The organism is Neobacillus niacini (assembly GCF_031456445.1).
Lineage (GTDB): Bacteria > Bacillota > Bacilli > Bacillales > Cytobacillaceae > Neobacillus > Neobacillus niacini_I.
This window is the reverse complement of the sequence record NZ_JAVDUQ010000046.1, coordinates 12387-34919: the sequence shown is the minus strand read 5'-3', so window position 1 is coordinate 34919 and position 22533 is coordinate 12387. Positions and strand designations below refer to the sequence as shown.

Annotated in this window: 20 protein-coding genes and 1 pseudogene; 12 read left to right on the top strand and 9 right to left on the bottom strand. The window is 38.3% G+C overall.

What is annotated here, in order from left to right; translation table 11 throughout:
- Positions 1 to 707 precede the first annotated feature (707 nt).
- Positions 708 to 1907 (top strand): CynX/NimT family MFS transporter, encoded by a 1200-nt coding sequence (locus J2Y67_RS25195; protein WP_310178513.1) that lies wholly within the window; start codon positions 708 to 710, stop codon positions 1905 to 1907.
- A 97-nt stretch (positions 1908 to 2004) separates the two neighbouring features.
- On the opposite strand, the gene J2Y67_RS25190 is transcribed toward J2Y67_RS25195, so the two are convergent.
- The 3 genes from J2Y67_RS25190 to J2Y67_RS25180 all read right to left on the bottom strand — a co-directional run bounded on the left by J2Y67_RS25190 (position 2005) and on the right by J2Y67_RS25180 (position 2974).
- Complete coding sequence (locus tag J2Y67_RS25190) at positions 2005 to 2229, bottom strand: hypothetical protein (RefSeq protein WP_310178511.1); 225 nt, start codon at positions 2227 to 2229, stop codon at positions 2005 to 2007.
- 3 nt (positions 2230 to 2232) lie between these two features.
- Positions 2233 to 2553, bottom strand: coding sequence for a YbjQ family protein (locus J2Y67_RS25185; protein ID WP_310178509.1), 321 nt, complete (start codon positions 2551 to 2553; stop codon positions 2233 to 2235).
- A 100-nt stretch (positions 2554 to 2653) separates the two neighbouring features.
- A complete protein-coding gene (locus tag J2Y67_RS25180) occupies positions 2654 to 2974 on the bottom strand; it encodes a GNAT family N-acetyltransferase (protein ID WP_310178507.1) in 321 nt (106 codons plus the stop codon).
- Between the two features lie 430 nt (positions 2975 to 3404).
- Here J2Y67_RS25180 and J2Y67_RS25175 point away from each other — a divergent pair, with 430 nt between their 5' ends.
- Positions 3405 to 3803, top strand: coding sequence for a (deoxy)nucleoside triphosphate pyrophosphohydrolase (locus J2Y67_RS25175; RefSeq protein ID WP_310178505.1), 399 nt, complete (start codon positions 3405 to 3407; stop codon positions 3801 to 3803).
- Positions 3804 to 4081: 278 nt separating this feature from the next.
- Here the strand turns inward: J2Y67_RS25175 and J2Y67_RS25170 are convergent, their stop codons facing one another.
- Positions 4082 to 7234: a DEAD/DEAH box helicase gene (locus tag J2Y67_RS25170; protein WP_310178503.1), complete on the bottom strand. Its 3153-nt coding sequence runs from the start codon at positions 7232 to 7234 to the stop codon at positions 4082 to 4084.
- A gap of 213 nt (positions 7235 to 7447) precedes the next feature.
- On the opposite strand from J2Y67_RS25170, the gene J2Y67_RS25165 reads away from it, so the two are divergent.
- Together J2Y67_RS25165 and J2Y67_RS25160 are read left to right on the top strand one after the other, a co-directional pair.
- Complete coding sequence (locus J2Y67_RS25165; protein WP_310178501.1) at positions 7448 to 7714, top strand: hypothetical protein; 267 nt, start codon at positions 7448 to 7450, stop codon at positions 7712 to 7714.
- Positions 7715 to 7903: 189 nt separating this feature from the next.
- The gene (locus tag J2Y67_RS25160) at positions 7904 to 8833 is read left to right on the top strand and encodes a PD-(D/E)XK nuclease family protein (protein WP_310178499.1); all 930 of its coding nucleotides are present in this window, start codon (positions 7904 to 7906) and stop codon (positions 8831 to 8833) included.
- 313 nt (positions 8834 to 9146) lie between these two features.
- On the opposite strand, the gene speB is transcribed toward J2Y67_RS25160, so the two are convergent.
- From speB to J2Y67_RS25140, 4 genes are all read right to left on the bottom strand, one after another.
- Positions 9147 to 10145 (bottom strand): agmatinase, encoded by a 999-nt coding sequence (speB, locus tag J2Y67_RS25155; protein ID WP_310178497.1) that lies wholly within the window; start codon positions 10143 to 10145, stop codon positions 9147 to 9149.
- Between the two features lie 115 nt (positions 10146 to 10260).
- Positions 10261 to 11445: an iron-containing alcohol dehydrogenase gene (locus J2Y67_RS25150; protein ID WP_310178494.1), complete on the bottom strand. Its 1185-nt coding sequence runs from the start codon at positions 11443 to 11445 to the stop codon at positions 10261 to 10263.
- Positions 11446 to 11500: 55 nt separating this feature from the next.
- Positions 11501 to 12973: an aldehyde dehydrogenase family protein gene (locus J2Y67_RS25145; protein WP_310178489.1), complete on the bottom strand. Its 1473-nt coding sequence runs from the start codon at positions 12971 to 12973 to the stop codon at positions 11501 to 11503.
- Between the two features lie 26 nt (positions 12974 to 12999).
- Positions 13000 to 14388 carry an APC family permease gene (locus J2Y67_RS25140; protein ID WP_310178487.1) on the bottom strand — a complete coding sequence of 463 codons (1389 nt, stop codon included), beginning with the start codon at positions 14386 to 14388 and terminating at the stop codon, positions 13000 to 13002.
- Between the two features lie 131 nt (positions 14389 to 14519).
- Here J2Y67_RS25140 and J2Y67_RS25135 point away from each other — a divergent pair, with 131 nt between their 5' ends.
- Positions 14520 to 15353, top strand: coding sequence for a MerR family transcriptional regulator (locus tag J2Y67_RS25135; protein WP_310178485.1), 834 nt, complete (start codon positions 14520 to 14522; stop codon positions 15351 to 15353).
- A 122-nt stretch (positions 15354 to 15475) separates the two neighbouring features.
- Here J2Y67_RS25135 and J2Y67_RS28130 read toward each other — a convergent pair.
- Positions 15476 to 15541, bottom strand: a pseudogene (locus J2Y67_RS28130) (HNH endonuclease); the annotation flags it as partial.
- A 473-nt stretch (positions 15542 to 16014) separates the two neighbouring features.
- Between J2Y67_RS28130 and J2Y67_RS25130 the strand changes: the two are divergent.
- The 7 genes from J2Y67_RS25130 to J2Y67_RS25100 all read left to right on the top strand — a co-directional run bounded on the left by J2Y67_RS25130 (position 16015) and on the right by J2Y67_RS25100 (position 22498).
- Complete coding sequence (locus J2Y67_RS25130; protein ID WP_310178483.1) at positions 16015 to 17124, top strand: ABC transporter substrate-binding protein; 1110 nt, start codon at positions 16015 to 16017, stop codon at positions 17122 to 17124.
- Positions 17114 to 17947, top strand: coding sequence for an alkaline phosphatase family protein (locus J2Y67_RS25125; RefSeq protein WP_310178481.1), 834 nt, complete (start codon positions 17114 to 17116; stop codon positions 17945 to 17947). The genes J2Y67_RS25130 and J2Y67_RS25125 overlap by 11 nt, the downstream gene beginning before the upstream one ends.
- Positions 17948 to 18060: 113 nt before the next feature.
- Positions 18061 to 18912, top strand: coding sequence for an ABC transporter permease (locus tag J2Y67_RS25120; protein ID WP_310178477.1), 852 nt, complete (start codon positions 18061 to 18063; stop codon positions 18910 to 18912).
- Positions 18912 to 19784: an ABC transporter permease gene (locus J2Y67_RS25115; protein WP_310178473.1), complete on the top strand. Its 873-nt coding sequence runs from the start codon at positions 18912 to 18914 to the stop codon at positions 19782 to 19784. Before J2Y67_RS25120 ends, J2Y67_RS25115 begins: the two co-directional genes overlap by 1 nt.
- Positions 19784 to 20797, top strand: coding sequence for an ABC transporter ATP-binding protein (locus J2Y67_RS25110; RefSeq protein WP_310178470.1), 1014 nt, complete (start codon positions 19784 to 19786; stop codon positions 20795 to 20797). Before J2Y67_RS25115 ends, J2Y67_RS25110 begins: the two co-directional genes overlap by 1 nt.
- 20 nt (positions 20798 to 20817) lie before the next feature.
- Positions 20818 to 21600, top strand: coding sequence for a DeoR/GlpR family DNA-binding transcription regulator (locus J2Y67_RS25105; RefSeq protein WP_310178469.1), 783 nt, complete (start codon positions 20818 to 20820; stop codon positions 21598 to 21600).
- A gap of 25 nt (positions 21601 to 21625) precedes the next feature.
- Complete coding sequence (locus tag J2Y67_RS25100; RefSeq protein ID WP_310178466.1) at positions 21626 to 22498, top strand: Cof-type HAD-IIB family hydrolase; 873 nt, start codon at positions 21626 to 21628, stop codon at positions 22496 to 22498.
- Positions 22499 to 22533 lie beyond the last annotated feature (35 nt).

The window sequence follows — 22533 nt, the reverse complement described above, 5'->3', positions numbered from 1 at the left end:
TTTCGACTCGATTTTGTCGCCTATCGGGCTTATTGGCGACACTCTATACTCGTTTCGACTCGATTTTGTCGCCTATCGGGCTTATTGGCGACACTCTGTACTCGTTTCGACTCGATTTTGTCGCCTATCGGGCTTATTGGCGACACTCTATACTCGTTTCGACTCGATTTTGTCGCCTATCGGGCTTATTGGCGACACTTTGAACTTGTTTCAACCCAATTTTGTCGCCTATCGGGCTTATTAAGATGCTCTTCCTAGATTTTCGCCTGATTACAATTTTAAAATTAAATCTCGCAATTCCACCTGGTAGTGCCTCATTGATTTGGGAATCCCTTTTAACTCCAATGTCCCATTATAAATTAAATTCCTAATTCAATACTCCAAAAAAGCATCACTCACTAACTCATCGAGCTTGCCTAAGACCTCTCCAATCACTTCACCGGTACTAATAAAATCTTTCTTTTCTTGCTGATGATGTAGCTGTTCAATAGTTCAGGGACGCTTATAATTCTTCCATTATCCCATAAACGAAGGACTTCTTTAGATTGTACGAGCAGTTCCCACAATCCCCTCCATATGTTATTGTTCGTGCTCCTATTGCCTTAATCCTTCAAATACCATAGTGGAGAGCAACTGGTAATGACCGCCATTTACCTTTTCATTATGATATACTTTAGAAAGTGTATTTTTCGAAAAGGAGTAAATAAATGGAATTAACAGAATCAAGAATCCAGACGAAATCGTCTTATCTTTTTTTCCTCGTTACCGGGATTATCCTTGTTGCCTTTAATTTGCGTCCGGCGATTACCTCTGTTGGACCATTAATTGCAATGATTCAAAAAGATGTCGGACTCGCCCATTGGAGTGCCGGCCTGTTAATGAGTTTGCCGTTAGTCGTTTTTGCCGTCATGTCACCGATTGTTCCGAAATTAGCCAATCGGATTTCAAACGAAAAGACTCTGCTCATTGGTTTGATTTCCCTTTTAATCGGGATTTGTATTCGAGTAATTCCTATGACGTTTTTTCTCTTTGCTGGAACCCTTTTGGCCGGGATGGGAATAGCGATTGGAAATGTGCTTTTGCCAGCTGTTGCAAAGGATAAATTCCCGGAAAAATTCGGTCTGATGACAAGTGTATACTCCACCTCGATGGGGTTCGTTGCATCGTTAGCATCCGGAGTAAGTGTTCCATTAGCAACAGGGCTAAACCTCGGATGGCAGGGAGCCTTAATTGTATGGGGGATTCCGGCCGTTGTTGCCATCTTGGTTTGGAGCTTTCTTGTCCGATTTAATCAAGGAAGTCAGAATGCCGTAAAAAAAGTAACTCCAAGTTCAAATCAAATCTGGCGTTCAAAACTGGCCTGGCAAATCGCCATCTTTATGGGATTCCAATCCTTCTTATTCTATGTAACGATTTCCTGGCTTCCAGAAATCCTGCAAAGTCATGGCATAAGTGTGGCAACCGCAGGCTGGCTGTTGTCTTTTACCCAAATCGTTGGATTACCTGCCAGTTTTTTTATCCCAGTTATGGCAGGACGGTTTCGGTCACAAATTGGGATTTCCTTCGGTTTAAGCTTTTGTGCTTTAATCGGCTTCAGCGGATTACTATTAGGCTCATCCTATCCGATTTTAATCATCAGTATTATTTTAATTGGAATTGCCTTGGGAGGAAGCTTCCCATTAGCCCTCAGCTATATCGGTCTTCGTGCCCGGAGTGCCGCCCAAGCAGCTGATTTATCGGGGATGGCACAATCAACTGGTTATATTTTGGCTGCAATCGGTCCATTATTTATTGGGTTTTTATATGACCAGACCCATATGTGGACCATTCCATTAATCACTCTTATTATTGTTTCTATCATTCAAATGATTTTTGGAATGTTGTCAGGACGCAATCGGTATGTATAAATTAAGGTAAATGTTTATGGAAAAAATACAGAAGGTATCTCCATGTGTTTTTATGGGGATACCTTTTTATTTTTATAAGTTGATACCGTCCCTTACCTCATTCTTCCTTATAAAATCGCTCGCCGGTTTCTGGGTTAAAGTAAACAACTAATCTTCTATTTGTGGTTGGATCAATCGAGACTTCATTTGTCCGGACGAATCCTTTAGGTACTTTTTGTCCATGCTTCGTTTTAAAGCGGCGGTCCCAGATAAACCAGGAGCCGATGATTAAAATTATAAGAATGACGAGTTCGATACCGTAAAAGCCCAAAATCCATTTCATCGTCTATTCCTTTTCCGCAATAACTGCTGTTCCATACGCAACGATTTCACTCATATTCTGACCAATTTCTCCAGAATCAAAGCGCATCATAATAATAGCGTTTCCCCCCATCGCCTGCGCATTTTTCACCATGCGGTCGATTGCTTGTTTTCTGGCATCTTCCAACATCTCCGTATACTGATTAATTTCTCCACCCACGAGCCCTTTAAGAGAAGCGACGATATCCTTACCAATTCCTCTCGCTCTTACCGTTAATCCAAATACCGGACCAACCACTTCTGTAATTTTATGATTCGCAATATTCTCGGTTGTTACGATAATCATATGAATCAGCCCCCTTATTAAAAATTAGTCCTACAAGTTTATTTTACTTTGTTAAGAATAGAAAATGCCATTACTTTTACAATATCTTGGTAATTTTATCCTAGGAATTGGCGGTTCCGACTAACATTTTCTCCATTCCCTTTGATTGGTATATTTTAAAAGCCTCCATAACGACTTGTTTACCCATCCCGTTTCCTCGGAATTCTTCAACGATTGCAATATTCTTAAGTTCGACTATTTGATTTGCTAGGAAAATAAATAATGCAACACCAATACAAATCCCTTCCTGGCAAATTGTGAACATCTCACCATGATATATGTATTCCTTCACTACCTCCTCACTCTCATCAGCTAAAAGAAGATAATCAAGATATAAAATTCTTTTTTCTTTTACAACTGGCTCTAGTACAACAGTAACCATAACTTCCTCCTCAATAAACTCCTACACCAATCATAATCGGTATACTTCCCCCTTCACACTCTAAATAAAGAAAAATGCTAAGAATGGGCAGGGTCAAAAAAGATTTTTTTGAAAAAGCTCTTTCATCAAAGCTTTGCTGTTGTTTGCATTAACATCTTAAAAATTTTTGAGAACAGCAGTGTATTTTTCTCTGTAGTAATCTATGAGGTAATCTCTGGTATTGCTAGTATCAAACTGAACTCCTCTATTGCTCATTTACAAACGATGGACAGTTCATATTGAGCTTAGGATAGATTCATTTTTTACCTTAAAAGACAGAATGGTCCATCCATCTACTCAAATTGGCTTGTTGCAGTTGCTCATTAGCCTTTCGCTCTTCCTATTTAAGAATGGTATCATAATAACTGAAAAATGATTTGGGAGGGCTAGTATGAAAAAACTAGTTAAAGTAGTTGCAGCCATAATCGAAAATGAACAGGGTGAGTTCTTATGTGCTCTCCGATCTCCCAAAATGTCCAACCCCAATATGTGGGAGTTTCCAGGCGGGAAAGTGGAGAATAACGAAGATATTTATTCCGCATTAAAAAGGGAAATTGACGAGGAATTGGATTGCAGGATTGAAACAGCAACAGAAGTTTTTAATGACACCACCCATGAATATGAAACATTTATCATAAATTTACTATCGATTAAATGTAAAGTCGTGGAGGGCTCCCCTCGACCAAGAGAACACTCTAAACTCATTTGGCTAAATAAGGAAAATTTAGACTCACTGAAATGGGCACCTGCTGATATTCCCGCCGTTCAGCAATTGATCCATGAAAAATAGTCTTCTTATCATCGAAGACTATTTTTCATGTCAGATGAGCTTTAACTAAACGTTTAATTAGTATATGCTACTTCGGGCAAAAGCTTTATCCTATTGGACTAGCCGCTTTTAACCAAACGATTGATTAGTATACCCTAATCCTTTCTAATCTTTTTTAACTAACTTCTCCTTTAGAGCTTTAAATCCTTAACCCACTTTATAAAATATTTCTTGTTCTTCTCGTACCATTGACTACAAATACAAAAAAGAAACCCCCAACAAAATGGGGTTCAAACTTGTTATAAAATATTTTTATTCGCTCTAGGTACTAGATATGAAGGCATTTCTTCCTTCAAACGCCAAACAAAATTCATTGGCTTACTGCCTGAATGGCTGACATGATCAGCAGTCCCAAGGAACACGAATGGTGCTGTATAGCCATTTTCCTTCTTATACTCTCTGACAAACAGTGCTATTTTATGATTATTCTTTTTATGGTTAATATAGCGTTCGGCTATTTTACTTCCTTCCGCAACTCGACTTTGCGTTTGCCAATGAAAAAGATGCTCATTAATCGCATAATCGTCATACAAAGTGGATGGTGAAAAATCTTTCTCTGACTTATTTAACGTAATGAAAAAGATATCAAGCTTCTTACTTTCAAAGTGTTTTACTCCTTCACGAAAAGCTGGGCTACTACTTTCATTGTAATACCCAAGGGCGGCCAGAATCTGCGAGGTGTTGTAACTACAATGAACACCTAATGGACAATAAAAATCAAAGTCATTCTCAAATTCCATTGTTTCTAAAGACTGATAAAGGAACTCTAAGATTTTCTTTATCTCATCACGAAACTCTGGCTGTGCCAATATCCTTGTTACCCCTTCCTCAAGGGTAGCAAGGCCCTCATTGGCCGGATGAGAATTATAAAATGAATAATAGAAGATGGCCAACATCAATTGCTCTTCCTCATTATGAACGGTTCGTTCATCAATATAGTTCACCAAAAATTGCAGTAACTTTCTTGAGTTTATATGAAACAAATTCGGCAACCGTTTCGTTAACACTTTTTCATCTGCAAACTCAAAATTTAATGCGACACCCGCTTCTACCGTCATCCGACTAAAACTACGGTCGCCAATTTTTCCATAAAAATCGTAAATCGAAAGATGATAATGCTTTAAAAAGCTCGCCAGTGTTAGCGGCATACCCGTGTCTTCCTCAAAATATTTCATCTTGGCAACCAAATTCCCACGAGTATTGGCACTAGATTTAATGTTTCTTAAAATATAATCCTTCGCCTGCTTTTCTAATTGAACAAAACAGCCTTTTGGCAAATGAAAGAACCCATTTTCGACGTAGTGTTGGACCGAATGCTTCGTCTTTCCAATCAAAGCCCGAAACTTTTCTTCAAAATTATAGTTTTTATGAGCTTGCCCAACATAATCCAGCACTGTCAAGCATTCTTTTCCTTCAGCTAAGCGCAGTCCCCTTCCCAACTGTTGCAGGAACACTGTCAAACTTTCTGTTGGACGTAGAAATAAAATTGTATTTGCCTCTGGGATGTCGATCCCTTCATTATAAAGATCGACCACAAAAATAAATTTAATTTCATCGTGAACAAGCTTGTGCTGGGCTTCTCTTCTCGTCTTTCCATCGACATTCCCATAAAGTGCCACAGAAGGAATACCTGCCTTATTAAAGAAATCCGCCATATACTTTGCATGTTCAATAGAGACGCAAAACCCTAGCCCCTTGACCTGGTCAATATCGGTAACATACTTATATAAACTTTTTACAATTTGAGCGCTTCGGTGATCATTTGAAGTATAGACATTCTCCAATTCTCTAATTTCATACCCTTTGCGGCCCCACTTCAATTTGGACAAATCAACTGTATCACTGACACAAAAATACTGAAACGGACTCAGTAGCTTTCTATTAATGGCTTCCGTTAAACGCATTTCAGCAGAAATTGTATCATCAAAATAAGTTAATATATCCTTTCCGTCCATCCGCTCAGGTGTTGCAGTCAGTCCAAGGAGAATACTCGGTTGATAATGGCTTAACAGCCTCTGATAGGAATCAGCTGCAGCGTGATGAAATTCATCCACGATGATAAAATCATAATAATCACTGGTTGTGACATCATATAGTTTTTTACTATTAAAGCTTTGGATACTTACGAATAAATGATCCAGTGACTCTGGTTGATGGGTGCCGACCAACATATCGCCAAAGTTTGGATCCTTCAATATCACTCGGAAGGTTTCAAGACTCTGTTTTAAGATTTCCTCACGATGCGCCACAAACAACAATTTGGCAGACCTATTTTTGTTCTTAAATCGTTTATAGTCAAACGCAGAAATAACAGTCTTACCCACACCCGTTGCAGCAACAAGAAGATTCTTCATTCGACCAAACACTTCACGTTCTACTTGTATCTTTTCAAGTATTTCTTTTTGATAGAAATAAGGTTGGATATCGAATATGAAACGATGCTCATTCTCATTATGGTTTTTACTTTTTGATAATGCATTCTTTAAAAGCTCCTGATCATTCTCACTTTCTGGTCTGAACATTCTAAACTCATTGTCATTCCAATAGCTTTCAAATGTAGCTTCAAATTTTTTTACAATATCAAATGAATCCTTTTCAGTAACCTTAATATTCCACTCTAAACCAGAGGTTAAAGCTGGATTTGAGAGATTCGAGGAACCGATATAAGCAGTACTAAAACCTGTTTCTCTTTTAAAAAGATAGGCTTTTGCATGAAGTCGGGTCCGCTCCACATCGTAGGAAATCTTGATTTCTGTATTAGGCAGTTGGCTAAGTTCCTTTATCGCCTTATAATCCGTCGCCTCCATATAAGAGGTTGTAATCACCCTAAGCTTGTTGTTTGGATTTTCGGTAAAAGTTCGTAGGTCCTCTATAATACAACGCAGCCCACTCCATTTAATAAAGGACACAAGCATATCAATTTTGTCAGCCGTAAGGATTTCCTTTTTTAACTCACCTAGCATATTAGGTTCATAATTTGAACCTGTGAAGAGTGAACTTTGAGAAAGCGGGGTGACCGGCCGGACAATCTCTCCCTTTTGGATGCTGCGAATTGAATTGATTCGAGAATAGATGGACGTAAGAACCTCTCCCTCCTCCTCTATTCTAAGCTGTCGGAATTCCTCCTCATCAAGCCGGTCACTTAATGTTGTGATAATTTCATTACAGGTCTTAATTTGATTAACTAATGCTTGTTGATCATTACTTTCATTGTCACGGACAAACTTTAGGGCCTTCCTTGTTACTAAGGATATGTAAGAGGATAATAGTTTTCTGGCCTCTTCAACATCGATGGATTCTTTGCCTATATCATAGGTGCTAATATCTAGCTCGTTAAGATCATTCTTTAGTTTTTGTGTGATAATTTCTTCGTAGATTCCTTGTTTGAGCATGATGATACTCCTTGTTTTCTCCATTTATGATACTATTATTTAACATTTTCTTTGTTATATATAGTAAACCCTTTTTTAAAAGTGAGATATTTAAACTTTATCGTGAAAGAATAAAGTGTAATTTCCGTTTTTTTGGTTATAATCGAATTTTTATAAAAAACTTCGCAGAATAATATCTATGTTATTATTAGATTTTTTTGAGGTTAATATAAAATGGGAAAAAACAAAAAGATATCAAAACGCAAACAAAAAGAAGACTTCGGAAGCGTAGAAATTCACTGTTCTAAATGTAATCACAGGTTTGAAATCCCATGGGAAACGATCTGGGATATCCAAGAAATCACCCATGGATATGTGGGCTATCATTTGTATGGCACATATACTAGCTGTGAAAAATGTGGTGAGATTTGTACAGGTGAAGAAAATGTGGAAGAAAAGAAGTCAATTGGGCCAATCACCGATGATAACCTTCCGTTTTAATACGGAAAATGTTCTTCATCCGGGCTTTGAAGGATATTTTTTCGACCTTGAACACGGAAAATGTCCTTCATCCGGGCTTTGAAAGATACTATTTAGATTTTGCAATCTGGCGGGCAGTATTAGTAGTAATTTACCCTGACAATATCTACATTGTGTTGGTTACCGTCACTTTAAAGGAGGAGAACTTCCATGTACGTCCACCGGGACTTCCCTGAATTTTCGTGGTCCAATTCCAGACATAAAACATTCCTGGAATGTGTACGAAAATATTATCATCAATACTATGAATCTCATAATGGCTGGTTATATGAAGCACCCGATGAAAACAAAGCCGCTTACCGGCTTAAAAATATTAAAAACATCCCGATCCTTTTGGGAGATTTAATCCACAAAGCAATTGACTGGCAGCTCAAGAATTTCCTTAATGGCAAAAGCCTATTTACTGAAGATGAGATGGTTACTTTGATCACTCGAAGTCTCAATAAGGCTTACCTTGATTCCACCAAGCATCGACAGGTTTGGCTCAATAAGCCGAAGCAATACCAAATGCTTCATGAAATCTATTATGGAAACGGGCTTAGCAAGGATGCCATCGCTACTACAAAAACGAAGCTCGGAACGTGCGTAAAGAACTTTTTCACAAGCAAGACCTACCAAGATATTCTGACAAAACTAGAGATGCATGTCTTGCATTCAGAGGATTTTCAAACATTTGAGGTCAATGGTGTCGATGTATTTGTTGTACTGGACTTTGTATACAAGGACGTGAGCCAGGAAAAATGGATTGTCGTCGACTGGAAAACGGGGAAAGAGTTGGAAGATGACCGCAAACAGCTAGCCTTTTACGCTCTTTTTTTATCAAAAGAACACCATATCCCGATTGAGGACATCATCCTTCGCAATGAATATTTGCTATCAGGCAAACACCAGGAATATAAATTAACCGAGTTTGAAATCGAGTCCGCTCAAGCCTTAATGAATGACAGTATCTATTATATGTTGAAATACCTTGAGGATCCTGTGAAAAATAAGCCGCTTGATAAAGAACATTTTGAAATGAACACATCAAAAAAATGTCATAGCTGTAATTTTAAAGAGAAATGTGTTACTTCGGTATAAAAGTAAGAGCTTCCTCTCGTGATCCAACAAAAAAAGGCTTCGTTAATTTCTCTTCAAATAAATAAAGAAAGGGTTGCCCCTCTCTTTATTTATATCTAATTTTAACGTCTAATTGATTCCTAATCATTACCATATTAGATATAAATTCAGACAAAATAACATTTTTTTATTGTTTTCATCTAAATATATATCTTTTTTTGTCTTTTTTATTTCTAATTTATTTCTAAAATTATTTAACAATAGACATTCATTCCAACAACAAGACCCAATTGGGCACTTTATTAGAACCCTTATTTACAATAAGTATTATCTTTTAAAAAAGCATTTCTTCTTTATTTTTTCCGTATTTTTTATTCCCCTTTTTCTCTTTTTCCTTTAATACATAGCTGAGTAAGTCTAGGACAATACGGGCTGCTACTTGTCCGGTCATGCCCGTTGGATCATATGGCGGGGCAACTTCTACTAAATCAAAACCGATGACTTCTCCTCTTTTGGAAATTCCTTCAAGCAATTCATTAACCTCATCGTAGAGGAGGCCGCCTGGAGAAGGTGTACCTGTTCCAGGCGCAATGGACGGATCCATTCCGTCAATATCAATCGTTACATAATATTTTTCACCCGCAGGAATGAGCTCCAGCAATTCCTTAAGTCCCATCTTTCTCATCTGACGAGGTGATAGGATCACGCTGCCATACGCTCTTGCTGCATCGACGTCTTCTTTTTTGCTGCTGCTGATCCCGCGAATTCCAAACTGAAATATTTTCTGAACATAATCCAGCTCAGATAAGCGACGAATGCAATTTCCATGACCATACCGCATTCCCGAGCGATGATCCGCCCAGTCTAAATGGGCATCAATTTGAATCACATGAAACGGACCTATGTCTTCTAGTCCTTTTCCGACAGCTGCTGTAATAGAATGATCGCCGCCTAATACAACCGGCATAGCACCTTTGGAAATAATTTTTCGGATTGCTTCTTCTGTATTCTCATGGCACTGCATAATATCTCCGTGTACCATGTCTACATCACCGCAGTCGACGACTTTCCATTCAGGGCCAAGGTACGTAATATCGTTTTCAATATCATAAGCACCATCCAGACCGAAACTATATAATGTAGAACCTTCGCGGATTCCTCTGGGGCCCATTCTTGCGCCTGATTTCCATTGTGTACCCATGTCATTTGGCACCCCGATGACCGCCACATCTGCGTCAAGCTGATCAAGGTTCACACAAATTGGGTATTTTCCAAAAGTACAAATGCCTGTAAAAGGTAAATTTAAAAACTGCTTTTCATCACGATTAGACATTCATGCTGCCTCCTTCTAAATTTTCATCCTCGCTTTTTCCTTATGCAAGGTTTTCTGCCGGTGAGCCATTGCTTAACCGAGGATTTTAAATTTTACTTCTATACTTTTTACACAATTAATTTTCAATTAAAGTTGTGGTTTTCACCTCATACGTCTTTTGAAATAAGTTCAGATAGTCCTCTTTTGTCAAATCTCTTGAATTCGCCTGTGTACACAAATGTTTAAAGGCTCCTTCCGCTAGGAAAGAGAAGTCTTCGGGATTTACATTTCCTAAATCTCGGAAGCTAGGTATGCCGATTTTATTTGCCAGCTCTTTTAACAGCACAACACCTTCGTACGCGGTTTCTTCCATTGTTTTTCCTTCAGGATTTGCCCCAAGCTTGATGGCTACCATGGCGTGCTTTTCTGGATTTGAAGGAATATTAAATTCAAATACATGTGGAAGAAAAATAGAATTTGCCACTCCATGCGGAGTATCATAGAGTCCTCCAAGTGGTTCGGCCATCGCATGTACAGCCCCAAGATCCGTGTTATCAAAGGCGATACCGGCAACTAAACTGCCCAAAAGCATATTTTTCCTAGCCTCTAAATCATGACCATTTTCTACTGCTAATGGAAGATACTTTGCTATTAATTCAATGGCATATAGTCCCAAAGCATCTGAAAGTGGTTGAGCAACTTTGCAAGTATAAGCTTCGATTGCATGTGTAAGTGCATCCATTCCTGTAGCTGCTGTAATTGATTTAGGCAATGTTAACGTCAATTCAGGATCGACAAGTGCCAGTTTAGGAGCGATTTTCAAATCTAGTATCGCCTCCTTCTGTTTCGTCACGGTATCCGTAATGACAGAACCTCTTGTCACTTCACTACCGGTACCTGAAGTTGTCGGGATACAAATTAGTGGTGGGATTTCCCATTCTAGTAAATTTACACCGTAACGTTCTCTTAGCTCTCCTCCATGTGTAAAAAGTGTCCCAATCGCTTTGGCTGTATCCATTGAACTTCCGCCGCCGAGACCAATTAAAAGATCGATGTTCTCGTTTTTAAACTGTTGATAAGCACTCTCGCAATCTACATCTTTTGGATTAGGTGATATTTCGTCATAAACAATATAATTGACACCTTCTTGATCTAATGACTGTGTGATTTTTTCCAAAATTCCTGTTTGTGCAAGTCCTTTATCGGTAATAATAAGCGCTTTATTTCCACCTAAATCTTTAGCCCTTTTCCCAATATTCTTTACTTTCCCATTCCCAAACTCTATAGAAGTAGGCAGATTAAAATGAAAATCCCATAACATAATGAATTCCTCCTTTATTTATTGAATATTTTGAATTTAATATTTATATTTTTAATTAATTGCTAAACCATTCAGTTGGCTTAACATCTAAATTAATATTGATTTGTTTTACCTCAGAAAACGTATCCAATCCAAAGGTTCCTAACCCGCGGCCAATCCCGCTCTGCTTGTAACCTCCCCACGGTGCTTCATTATAGGCGAGGTTATAAGCATTAACATAAGTAATTCCGGCTCTTACTTTTTTAATAACCCTCAAAGCTTTGGCTCCATCTTGTGAAAAAACACCTGCTGCAAGCCCGTATGAAGTATCATTTGCCAGCTGGATTGCTTCCGCCTCATCTTTAAACTTTTGAACGACAAGAACTGGTCCAAAAATCTCTTCCTGAACAATTCTCATGTCAGGTTTGGTGTCAACAAATATTGTTGGCTCAAAGAAATAACCATTTTCAAACCCGTTGCTTGTGATACGGTTGCCGCCGCAAGCTAAGGTTGCCCCTTCTTCTAAGCCAATTTGAATATATTCAAGGATCTTCTTCATATGGTCTTCACTTACAAGCGGACCCATTTCTGTAGACGAATCATCCCCAGGGCCAACCTGAATCTTTTTCGCTCTTTCTACCAATCTAGCAATAAATTTATCATGAATGCTCTCTTCTAACAGTAAACGGGATCCCGCATTACATACTTGGCCGGCATTGGTAAAAATCCCATTCAAAGCATAATCGATGGCTGTCTCAAAATCGGCGTCAGCGAAAACAATATTTGGCGACTTGCCGCCTAGTTCGAGTGATATGTTTTTAATATTTCCTGTTGCTGAATTCATGATGCTTCTGCCCGTTGCTGTACTACCTGTAAAAGAAATCAGATCCACCTTTTGGCTTTCCGCTATTTCATTTCCTACCGTTGAACCACCTCCTAAAACTAGATTTGCAACACCAGCTGGTATCCCCACTTCTTCCATGATCTCAAATAATTTGTAAGTGGTGACCGGAGTGATTTCAGCTGGTTTAAATACAAGTGTATTTCCCGCAGCAAGTGCAGGGGCTATTTTCCATGCTCCCGTCAACAATGGGAAATTCCATGGAGCGATAAGTCCGCATACTCCGACAGGTTCCCGAATCACCATGGCTTGTACAGGATCGGCAACAGAATACGTTTGACCATTTGGCTTTGTCACTAACCCAGCATAGTATCGAAAGCAATTCACGGTATCAGCAATATCAAACTCTGATTCTTTAAGGGGTTTTCCCGTATTCTCTGTTTCTAGTTTGCTAAGCTCGGCTGTCTTTTCTTCAATCTTATCCGCTATTTTAAATAAGTAGGATGCACGTTCAGATGCCGGTAAGTCTGACCAAATTCCGGAGTCAAAAGCTGTTCGTGCTGCATTAATCGCCATTTGGGCTTCTTCTCGACTTCCCTTTGGAGCCTCGGCTATGATTTTACCGTTTGCAGGATTCACACTATGACTCTTATCTCCTCTTAATGAATCCATCCATTCACCATTTATAAACATTTTCAACTTCAACATTTTTTCAAACCTCCAATATGTTATTTTTACGTTACCTGTTGAGGGATAACCTCTCGATCAATGTCTTGGACATTTTGTGGAATCATTTCATTATCAAAATGAAACTCAGGAAGTGGTTGGCGGAACCATTTCGTCAAATAGACAAGATAAATCAAGCCGCATGCCATCCAGATGCCCCCGAGAATCAACGCATCTATTTCTAAATGCGACCATAGCCATATCGTAAACGCTGCGCCAATGAGTGGTAATAATAGGTACCGAATGCAATCCATAAAAGAACGCTTATGATTTCTGATAAAATAATGGGCGATAACAGACAGATTTACAGATGTAAAGGCAATTAACGCTCCAAAATTGATAAACTTAATAACTTGTTCTAGGGTTAATAGAATTGCGAGTAAAGAAACTGCGCCAATCACAATAATGCCAAGTGATGGTGTTTTAAATTTTGGATGAATGTATCCAAATATATTTTTGGGTAATACGGAATCTCGTCCCATCGCATATAACACTCGGGAAGCGCTTACAATTGAAGCAATTCCCGAAGAGAAATTACCAATAATCACTGCTGTAATAAAAATGGATTTAAACAAATTTCCTCCAATAAGCACTGCAATTTCAAGGGCTGCAGAATCGACATGTTTGAATGAAATGCCCGGATTCACTAATTGTGCTAAGTAAGAAGAGCCAATATACAAAACTCCGATAAACAATAGCATGATAATAATCGCTCTTGGAATCGTTTTTTCAGGATTGATTGTTTCCTCTGATAAAGTGGTGAGTGAGTCAAAGCCAAGAAAACTAAAACAAAGAATGGTAGCACCTGCCAAAATATCGGACAAGGAAACACCTGCATCAAACAATGGATTAATTGAGAAAAGACTACCCGTCCCTACTCCTTCTGATAAACTTTTGAAGGATAATATCCAGAAAAGGCAAACAAAAATGACTTGAGTAATAACAAAAATTTTACTAGTTATCGCTGATATCTCCACACCTAGTATGCTCGGAGATACTATGCTTGCAGTCAACAAAATTACCCACACATAATGCGGGATTCCAGGAAATACAGCACTTAAAAAGACAGTGGACATCAAGCAGGTAACCATAGGTGTTAATATATAATCAAGCATAATCGTCCAACCGACAATGAACCCAACCTCAGAATTAATAGATTTTTGTGTAAAGGAATAGGCTGAACCTGAGATCGGGTAGGCTTTCGCCATCTTGCCATAGCTGAGAGCTGTAAAAAGTATTGCTAGAAAAGCAATAATGTATGCAGTCGTAATAACACCTCTTGAGGCAACGGCAGCAATTCCATAGGTATTAAAAAACACCATGGGGTTATTCCATGCAATCCCTAAAAAAACAACCTGTGACAAAGTAAGTGTTCTTGCAAGCGCTTTCTGTTTCATAACTCAACTCCCTCCATATCCATAAAATTAATTCACAGATGATTTGGAACATTTCGTATTTTTATTGTAAACTTTGTTGTTACACAAAGGTCAATAGTTATATAATAATTTTTTAAGGGGGGGTGGTTTTATTGAAAATAAAGGAAAAATTAACCATCGGTGAAATGGCGAGGTTACGAGAGCTAACGACGGAGACCTTACGCCACTATGATCGGATAGACCTATTCAAACCTCAATATGTTGATCCCGATTCGGGGTATCGCTACTATTCTATTTTTCAATATGAAGTTTTAGGGACCATTAAAGAGTTACGGCAACTTGGGATGAGTACGGACGAAATAAAGGATTATTTTAATGAACGTAATTTTAAGAAGTCCCTGGATATTCTAAAATCCAAACATACGGATCTTGTGTCCAAACTGAACGAGTTACATGATTTGGAGGAAAATATTCGTGAAAAAATTGGATACTTAGAGCTCGTAGAAAGTGAAAAAGAACTTCACACAGTGATGTTCCGCAAAATAGGAAGAAGGAAGTTAATTACCTTAAATGAAAAAATCAATAATAATTTGGAACTGAGTTATAGTGTTATAAGGTTAGAGAATATGCTTTCTGAGAAGACACCGATTCTGGCCAGTAACAGACTGGGTATTATTATCACAGAAGCGGATCTTAAAGAGAAACGGTTTGAAGAACCATCCGTTATTTTTGTGGTAGCAAAAAATAAAGAAAAAATACCAAAACAGTTCCAAAAGACAGTCCCGGCCGGGGTATTTGCGTGTATTCGTTATAACGGGGAATTATTGTGGAATCGAAGCGAAAGTTTGAGTAAGATATTAGAATATCTCGATGAAAACGGATACCATATTACCGGTGATGCTCTCCAAATTATGCACGTCGATATTACAATCACAGATAAACCAAATGAGATTACATTCGAAATTCAAGTTCCAGTTCAAATTTAGGGACGAGGGAAACGTCCCCTTGTCCTTACTTCTGTAAAGGAATGGTTCCAATGTTTTTCAGTTTTAAATACCTTCCAGATCACAAATGATATTCCCCATGATGCCATAGTTTTACGTTTTCATTCAATCATTGTTCTTTCGAAGTTTTTCTTGCCCTTGAGATCTTTCAGTTTTCGAACGTGATGAACTGTTTTACACAAAAAGGGGCCCTAAGCTTAAGCTTTAGGTACCCACATCTTTTTTGCTATAAATAAAGTTATTTTCTCCTGTCTCCCCTAATCATGCTCTTTGACTTTCCACTCTTTTATAATCATGGCGAAACCGCATAGTAAAGTACGCAAGAGAACAACCCCAATAATGTGCTATTTATTACTTCTAGTTTGGTCCTAACTTTCAATAATGGACAATATAGCTTATTAATAATAAAACTAAATAACACAAAATCCTCAAAAAACATAATTAAGTGAGGTTACTTGGCATCCACTTTTTTAGTATATAATAGTAGTTTTTTATGAAAAGATATTCGCTCCTAGATGGCGGGACAGAACATTACAAAACCTTAACATTAGCTTAATGTGAGATTTATATTAATAGATTATTCTAAAACAGTAAACAATCAACATAAATATTAAAGAAACCAAACTAGTGGGAGGATTTTTTGATGAAACGTAAATGGAGTAAGACAATGAAGTCAATTCAAGCTGGGGTATTAGGTGTAAGTTTACTAAGTTTGGCAGCTTGCGGAACAAATGAAAAATCAGCTGCTCCTGTTGTGAAAAATCCCAATTCGTTAACAGTTGGGGAAATTGAGTCAAAAGCAAAGAAAGAAGGGACCATTAATAGCGTTGGTATGCCCGATACATGGGCAAACTGGGGAGAAACCTGGACGGACGTGACCAAAAAATACAAATTGACCCATAATGATACAGATCTATCAAGTGCGGAAGAGATTGCGAAATTTGAATCCGAAAAGCAAAATGCCTCAGCTGATATAGGCGACGTGGGAATTTCCTTTGCTCCTATAGCGGAACAAAAAAAGCTCACCATACCGTATAAAACCTCCTATTGGAATGAAGTACCGAAATGGGCAAAAGATGACAATGGAGACTGGGTTGCCGGATATCAAGGAACGATTGCCTTTCTAACAAATAAAGAATTGGTGAAGAACCCGCCAAAATCATGGGCTGACATTTTAAAAGGAAACTACAAAGTAACCGTTGGGGATGTTCAGCGCGGCGCACAGAATCAAATGGCTGTTCTTGCTGCAGCAATCGCAAACGGCGGCAGTGAATCAAATATCGAACCAGGGCTTAAATATTTTGCCAAGCTTGCTAAGCAGGGCCGTCTTAGTCTAACGGACGCAAAGCCGGCTAACATTGAAAAGGGAGAAGTAGAGGTAGCCATTGTTTGGGATTTCAATGCAATTGGTTATGCGGAGCAAATCAACCGCAAGCAATTTGATATTAGTATCCCAAAAGAAGGTTCAGTTGTCAGTGCTTATTCCACCATCATTAACAAGTATGCGAAGCATCCATATGCGGCGATGGCGACTAGAGAATATATCTTAAGTGATGAAGGTCAAATTAATTTAGCTAAAGGATTTGCACGTCCGATTCGTGATGTACAACTTCCAAAAGAGGTAGCAGCCAAACTGGTTCCAAAAGAAGAATACAAAAATGCAAAACCAATTAAAGATTACAAAGCTTGGGAAGAAACAACAAAAACTTTACCGCAGCTTTGGCAAGAAGAGGTATTAGTAAATGTTAAATAAAGTGATTGTCGTTGTTGTTGATGGAATGAGATATGACAAGGGGTGCGAAGCACTGGGATATGTTCAGCATTTAGTTGAAACGAATCAGGCGGCACTATACAAAGTGAAATCGGAGCTTCCAAGCCTTTCCCGTCCGCTGTATGAAGTATTACTAACCGGTACGCCGGCATCCATGAATGGAATTACCTCCAATCAAACGGTTCGTTTATCTAAGGAGAAAAGTATCTTTCATCTTACGAAAGAAAACGGATTAAGAAATGCTGCTGCAGCCTATTACTGGGTAAGCGAACTATATAATCGGGCGCCATTCACCTTTATTGAAGACCGTATTCAAGAAGATATGTCTAATCCTATTCAATCCGGATCGTTCTATTGGGACGATGATTATCCAGATAGCCATTTGTTAATGGATGCAGAGGCTTTGCGCAGAAAGCATGATCCGCACTTTTTATACATTCATCCTATGGGAGTGGATGTAAAAGGGGAGAATTATGGTTCTGAATCGAAAGAATATCGTGAACAAATTTTAAAAATGGGCAGCTTGTTAGCGGAGCTTCTCCCGATTTGGATGAAATCCGGTTACCATATTTTGATTACCTCCGACCATGGGATGAGTGAATACGGGAACCATGGCGGCATAACGGATGGTGAACGTGATGTACCGCTTTTTGCCATCAGTCCGAGAATTGAAACGGGAATACATGAGGAAACCATTCCTCAATTGGCGTTTGCTCCACTTGTTTGTGAACTGTTAGGGATTGAACCGTCTGACAAAATGATTTCTTATAAATTTCCTGGATTGAAAGAAGCGGTCACTCTTTAATTAGGACAGCCTCGTCTATCAATAAAGCATTCTTTGAAACTTTGAATCGATTTGGCATTAGGGCCAAATCGATTCAAAGGATTGTTTAGCCATATTTAGAGGAGCGAAAAATCTTGCAAAAACTAAAAAAACAAAAACTGTATTTATTAGCTCTTTTGTTACCTTTTATTATTTTTATTGTTGGTTTTGAAATTGGACCATTAGTTACAATGTTGAAAAATAGCTTTTATGCTGACGATGGAATCAAGGTGACAATCGAGCAATATGTAACCATATTCAAAAGTAAATTTTACTTACAAGCCATTCAAAACAGTGTTCTTATTTCCTTTTTTTCTGCATTCACTTCGATCATAGTGGCGATTGGCATTGCCTATTCGTTTACAAAATTTTCAAAGAAAGCACAAAATCGTTTACTCATGATTGCCAATATGACTTCGCATTTTGAAGGGATTCCTCTTTCTTTTTCCTATATTATTTTACTTGGAAACAATGGTCTGTTTACTTTGCTTTTTGCCAAATTTGGCTGGAATGTGTTTGGGAATTTTAATTTATACTCTTGGACGGGGTTAATTCTTGTTTATGTTTATTTTCAAATTCCAATGGCGATTATGCTTCTATATCCCTCCTATCAAGGGATTAAACAGCAATGGAAGGAAGCTGCAGCTTTATTAGGGGCTTCAAAACGGCAATTTTGGCTTCATATTGGTCTCCCTGTCCTTTTGCCAAGTATTGCAGGCATATTCAGTATTTTGTTTGCGAATGCCATGGGCGCATATGCTACGGCTTATGCATTAGTCGGCAGCAATTATAATTTACTATCCTTGCAAATTGCCTCTCTGGTTGCTAGTGATGTTGCATTAAAGCCACAGCTGGGCAGTGCATTAGGTGTTCTTTTAGCTTCGACGATGATTATGGCGATGTGGTTTAATCAGCGCATGATGCGTCGTTTCAGGAGGGATTTATAATGAAATCTTCATTGCGTTTCCATAAGGTGGCTGTTGGGTTACTCGTTATTTATTTGTTAATTCCGCTAATCGGGACGTTTTTATTTTCTATTGCCGGCAAGTGGGATCGTACCATTTTACCTGAGTCTTTTACCATGAAGTGGTATATTGAATTATTTCAAGATGCAAGGTTTTTTACTGCCTTTCAACACACCTTGTTTCTGATTGTTATGACTGTGGGGCTTAGTATCCTGATTATGCTTCCGACGATTTTTATTATCACGATTTATTTCCGCAAGTTGGAAGGACTTCTTCAAGCGGTGGCGATGCTTCCTTATGGAATCCCTCCCATTGTTGGAGCTGTTGGATTAATCAAGTTATATTCGAATGGACCGATTCAAATTTCCGGAACACCTTGGATTTTGATTGGTGCTTATTTTGTTACCATTTTGCCATTCATGTATCAAGGGATTCGGAACAGTCTGCGGACCATTAATGCGGTGGAACTTGTTGATGCCGCTGAGTTATTGGGGGCATCCAAATTTCAAGCTTTTAGAACCGTCGTATTTCCTAATATTCTATCCGGTATCCTAGTATCTACACTATTATCCGTTGCTCTTTTATTTAGTGAGTTTTCTTTTGCTAACCTGCTGGTTGGAGGACAGTTTGAAACCCTCCAAATTTATCTTTCCAACAAATTAAATACAAGCGGTCACTTAACAAGTGCCATTGTTATTACGTATTATACAGTAATTATGCTTTTAACATGGGCCGTTTTAAAAGCCACGTTTAGAAACCAAAAAAGTCCATATATGTTAAAAAAGAAGCGGATTTTTTCAAGTAATAAGAAACAGTCTCCTAAAAACATTACTTTTTTGGAAGGTGAAAATTAATGAGCTATGTAACCATTGATCAAGTGACGAAGCGATATGAAAACCAGGTGGTTTTAAATCATATATCTTTAACATTGCAAAAAGGAGAATTTGCCACACTTCTTGGACAAAGCGGATGCGGAAAAAGTACATTGCTCAGGTCCATTGCCGGACTTGAAGAAGTGGATAAGGGAAGGATCTTGGTAGATCAAAAAGATATTACACATTTATCACCCCGGCAGCGTGAGGTCGGCATGGTATTCCAATCTTATGCCCTTTTCCCGAATATGACCGTTTTCGATAACATTGCCTATGGGCTTAAAATGAAAAAAGAAACAAATATCAAATCAAGAGTGCAAAACATGATCGATATGGTAGATTTAACCGGAAAAGAAGGATCTTATCCGCATCAGCTATCCGGCGGCCAGCAGCAGCGGGTTGCACTTGCACGGGCGCTTGTAATGGAGCCGAAAGTGCTGCTTTTGGACGAGCCATTGAGTGCATTGGATGCAAAAATCAGGAAAAATTTACAAAGGGAATTAAAAAGAATCCAAAGAGAATTGGAGATCACGACAGTCTTTGTTACCCATGATCAAGAGGAAGCAATGACCTTGTCAGACAAGATCTTTATTATGAATGAAGGAAATATTGTTCAATCAGGTTCGCCATCAGAAATTTATACTTCCCCAGTCAATACCTTTGTTGCAAAATTTATCGGGAATTATAATGTTCTAAATGTCGAGATATTTAATAAACTGATTCGAAGCCCGGAAGTAAAAGGCAATGAAGTCGCGATCCGCCCAGAAGTATTACAATTAACGCCAGTTGATCAAGACACCATGCACCTGCAAGATAAGTGGTCGGTTAACGGTGTGATTCGGGATATTTCGATGACCGGGAATGTTTTAAGATACGAAGTTGAAACAGATGGTTCCATCTTTCATGTGGATTCTCTACACCATCAAGGGGAAAAACTGGGTCAGGGATCACCTATTCGTATCCTTATACCAAAGAAAGAATGCATTGTTTTATAAAATAATAACGGGGTAATCACATGTTAATCTTACCAGAGGAAAGAAAAAATGAAATTTTAAATGAGTTAAAACGAATTGGAAAGGTAAAAGTCATTGATTTGGCCAAACAATTCAATGTTTCAGAGGAAACCATCCGTCGGGATTTAACACAATTAGAGGAAAACGGGTTATTAAAAAAGGTCTATGGCGGGGCAATTAAAACAACCTTTCAATCCGGAGAACCTCCATTTACCCAGCGTACGACAGTGAATCAAGAAGGAAAAATTCAAATTGGTAAAAAAGCAGCGGAGCTTATTTCCGATGGAGATGTCATTGTTATTGATGTCGGAACCACTACGCTGGAGTTTGCCCATTCTATCCAAAACAAAAAAAATATAACGATCTTAACAAATTCTATCCCAGTATCAGCTGTATTAACGGAATCTCTTAATCAACAAAAGTTCACAGGAGAGGTTTTACTGTTAGGCGGACAAATTGATCCGAAACAGCAATCAGTCAGTGGTGGTATTACGGAGCAGGTATTAAATCAATTCAATATTAATAAGGCCTTTATTTCAGCAGGCGGTGTCTCTATTGAAAACGGGGTTAGTAATTTCCATTTAAATGAAACTTTGGTTTCCCGAACCATGGTGAAGGTATCAAAACAAATTATTTTGTTAGCCGATTACTCAAAATTTGGTGTGGATACATTTTGCAAAATATGCCCCTTAGAGAAAATAGATATCATTGTGTGTGACCAACTGCTTCCGGAATCTTGGGAAAATGATTTGAGATTAAACGAAATCGATTGGATCAAAGCATAGATATCCATAAAAGGAGTCAAAGAACATGAGTTTAATTGCAATAGACTTAGATGGAACGTTATTAAACCATCAAATTGAAATAAGTGAAGAAAATGTAAAAGCGATTCAATATGCCCAAGAGAATGGCGTTGAAGTAGTCATTTCAACAGGCCGGGCATATTTTGATGTGCGAAGAATTTGTGAGAAGGCTGGGCTTTCTACCGTTGTAATTGGTACAAACGGTGCCACCATTCATTCAAAAGATGAGAAGCTTTTGTCTGCTGCTGCAATAGAGAAAAATGACGTGCAATCTATTCTTCAATGGTTAGACGAACGGAATTTTTACTATGAGGTGTTTACAAACACAGCCATTTATACAATTAGAAAAGACAGGGAAAATTTCAATCATGAAATTCAAAAGATGAAAAGAGCCGAGTTAGATGGTGATAGGAAAGAATTAGTGGAGGAAGCAGAAAGACAACTTGATCAGTATGGGTATGTTTTTGTTGAAAACTATCATGATATCCTAAAACAAACGGAAGATTTTTATAATATTGTAGTGTGTTCTTTTGATGAAAAGAAGTTAGAAGAAAGCCGGAAACACTTTAAAGAATTTGGTTCGTTAACGGTTGTTTCCTCTGCTCATCATAATATTGAAATTACCAGCAAACATGCTTCAAAAGGAATTGCCCTTGAAAAACTTTGTTCTTTGACAAATTGCAGTTTAGACCATGCAATGGCCATCGGAGACAGCGACAATGATCGATCTATGTTCCAGAAGGTGAAATATAGCGTGGCGATGGGAAATGCAAAACGTGAGATTAAAGATATTTGTACCATGGCCACTCTTAAAAATGATGAAGATGGTGTGGCTCATGCCATTGACCAATACTTTAAAAATTTAGTGAGACAACCATAATATAATCTATTAAAATAGCAGGTTAGTAATGACAC